Here is a 3,230-nt window from a genome sequence, read left to right as displayed (position 1 = left end):
TAAACTCAGATTCACTCTTGTCTGTTCCTAACACAGCTCCAGTGGTACGGTGTGCTTCATCACAAATGATCAGATCAAATTCCGGTAAAGCATATTTCTTTTGCGCATCCGAAATCACTTGGATCGAATGGTAGGTAGCAAAGACCACAGTCATTGCATCAGGAGAAGTCTTATTGGCTTTTTCTCCAAGCTTTTGAGAATCTGTTGTTGCTGGTAGAGCGAGATCCGAGACATCGAGTTCGGCAGCATCATCTTGGGCTTTACGACGTTTGCCAACTTGTGTATCAGAACACACAGCAAAGGAACGCAAGGGGATTGCTGTATCTGCTGTCCATTCTCTTATTGTTTGTGACATTAAAGAAAGAGAGGGGACAAGGAATAAAACACGTTTACCTTGACCAGCAAGAGCTTCTGCTATCTTCAGACTGGTAAAGGTCTTTCCCGTTCCACACGCCATAATCAGCTTGCCGCGGTCTGCTTCTTTTAACCCTTCACAAACAGCTTTAAGCGCTTCTTGTTGATGATCTAAAAGATTTTTCGGTTCTTTTTTCTTAAGAGTAGCTTCCCCTTTGCTTTCAAAGGTTGACCAATCTATTTGACTGTTTTCCAGATCAAAAAGATTAATCCGTTGAATGCGGACTCCTTGTCCTTCACAGGTGAGATCGGCATTGTTACTCCAATTACCTTCGGTGCTATCAACCAGAATACGGCGTGTGAAGATCTTTTTTCCGGAAGCAGCAATAAAGCTATCAATATCTTCTTTCTTGATCTGATGATTTGCACTATAAAACTTACATTGAATAGCGGCATATCCTTCTTCATCACGAATTTTAGCAACCAGATCAATGCCGATATCACGTCCATCTTCCCCATGCTCTTTTGCCCATTCACAATAGGTTTGAACCTTTTCATATTCTTGGCATTGTAGAGGGTCTTGCGTCAAATAAGCAATTACAAACTTTTCAAAAGAAGTTCCTCTATCGCGCGCACTTTCTGTATGATCACGGTAGGATTGTAACAGAGAGCGTAATGTCAGTGGTTTGTTATGAGATTGAAGCATTTATAATAAAACCCCACCGCTTTATAAGCGTTGATCTATCGGTGTCAAAAAACTTTAAATAGAATTTGCTAGATCTATTTAAAACAAATAGCAATAATAAAATAAAAAAAGGGTGCTAAAGACCCATAACCTGCTTAAAAAGAAATTTTATTAAAGGCTACTTATCCACAGCCTATGACATGAGGTAAGATCAGCAAAATAGTGAAATTTGCTGTTCGTTTTATGGAAAAAAGACAAATTTGATATGTGCTTTTAAGATATCAGAATGTATGTTTTGATAGGCTTTTATTGCTTGCTTTGTAAGAAAGATAAAAAGCATATACCCCCCCTATACCCCCAAAACCCCTACAAAACCTATGCTATAAGTTGAATTTACAGGTTGTAATGTTGATATAGATTGTTTTTTGAAAAGTTGATAAAAATTAACATATTGAAATATAATGACTTTTATTTTGATTTTTAAAATATATAAAGAGGGGAATAAAAAGCACCTCCAAAACCCCCAAAACCTCCAAAACCAATAGATGGGAAATGTTTTGAAGGTTTCATTTTATGAATACATAAGTTATATGTTTTATTGGAATTTAAAATTCATTCATTGAAATGTTTTATGACTTTTCACTAAAGGATGCCATTCATAGCGTATGGTAGGTCGACCGCCTTGGGAGTTATTGTCTCCAGAGATTTCACGAATATAATTGCAACGGCATAAAAGCTCTAAAGCTTGCTTCACAGCTTCATTGTCTTTTAAACATTTCCAATCACGTTTATAAACATCCCGTGCAGTAAAAACATTAGGTAAATAATCACAGCGCTTGACAAGCAAGTTTGCACTTTCTGTTGCTAATGTATCATGCGCCGCATAAAGACGTTTGGCATGACTTAACAGATATTTTTCCCAATACAAGGCTCTCTCAAGAGCATTTCTATTGATTTCAAAACGACCCCCTTCGGTCAATTCAAAAATCAACGCAAGTGTTGGTATGGTTTTATCCATTTTCAAAAGATACGATTGTAAATTTGTAGAGAAATGACCACTATTTATTTTTTTCTGAAAATCTTCCCACCATACACGAAAGATCTCTTGGGCATCAGCAGAAAAGCGTATGGTTATCGGATGCTTTGGTGAGCCTAACGGTTTATCATAAAGAGAACGAAAGACCCCTTGATAGCTTTCCCATACCTTTTGATTGGGAGGTCTATCCGTCCATAACCGCTTTTTTCGTTCGTCGGGCCATACAATCATTTGAAATCGTTGCATGAAACCATCATCATTTATTCCATGGCACATGGCTTGAATAATGGGAATAATGCGTGAGGGTTGAATGCCCCCAATAATGGAAATGGTTGCATTGGGAATATGAATGGTTCCACGTTCAATACGGTCATAGGTGTATGACGTATTGCCATTAAAAGCTGTTAGATAAAAGGCACGGTCTGTTTGGTATTCCTTTCTTTCCATATTAGCTAAAAACCCAGCCAATTCATCTCGTACCATCAAGAGACCACGGGGGTTTTCTTTTAAGAGTTCCCCAAGCTTTTCGACAGTCACATCGTTGACAATAAGACGTCGTTTATCAAGAGTGTTATCATCACTTTCTTTGTGTTCAATAGATTGTGAAAGAAGGGCAAGGGCTTGTTCCTCATCTTGATCTTTGAGTGCTTTATAGGCTTGTTTTTTCTTTTCTCGTTTATCTAATTCAATAAGAATATCTTTCTTTTCTTGCTGTTCTTTCTTCTTTAACCATTCTTGATGCCATTCCTCTTGAAAGGCATAGAGAGGAGTTAAAGCGGCTTGCATGGTAGGTGTTTTGAGTGTTGAAGGTTGCCCCACAAGAGCACCCCAGAGATTAGGAACAATTTTCCAATTATTATCATGTTTTTTGGGAGCAATCCGCACGCCATTGCCAATGACAGCAGCCAAGCCACATAAAGCAGAAATAGCAATAAAATCGATAGAAGATTGTTGAAGATCGGCAACCTCATAAATATAGTCCATTAATGGCATTGGAAGCTGTAATAAGCTAAAAGGCTCGACAGGTAAGAGAGCCGTAGCAATCGGTTTTAATTGCCCCCAACCATTTTGTTGCAAAGCTTGTTCATAAGAAATGGCTTTTAAACAAGTATTTTCGTTTAAAGAGACATTATCGTTATCATTGACGGGAGTATT

At 38.0% G+C, this 3,230-nt stretch carries 2 protein-coding genes; both read right to left on the bottom strand.

Annotated features, from left to right (window positions below):
* Nucleotides 1-1,060: DEAD/DEAH box helicase family protein (locus tag ACFIKE_RS08880; RefSeq protein WP_375649391.1), on the bottom strand; the 1,060-nt coding region annotated here is incomplete at its 3' end.
* Between the two features lie 595 nt (nucleotides 1,061-1,655).
* Nucleotides 1,656-3,230: YfjI family protein (locus ACFIKE_RS08875; protein WP_375649389.1), on the bottom strand; the 1,575-nt coding region annotated here is incomplete at its 5' end.

Origin of the sequence: Bartonella sp. MU70NMGDW, assembly GCF_042194085.1 — a bacterium.
Lineage (GTDB): Bacteria > Pseudomonadota > Alphaproteobacteria > Rhizobiales > Rhizobiaceae > Bartonella > Bartonella grahamii.
Note: the sequence above shows the minus strand (reverse complement) of the source record. Positions and strands in the feature narration are given on the sequence as shown.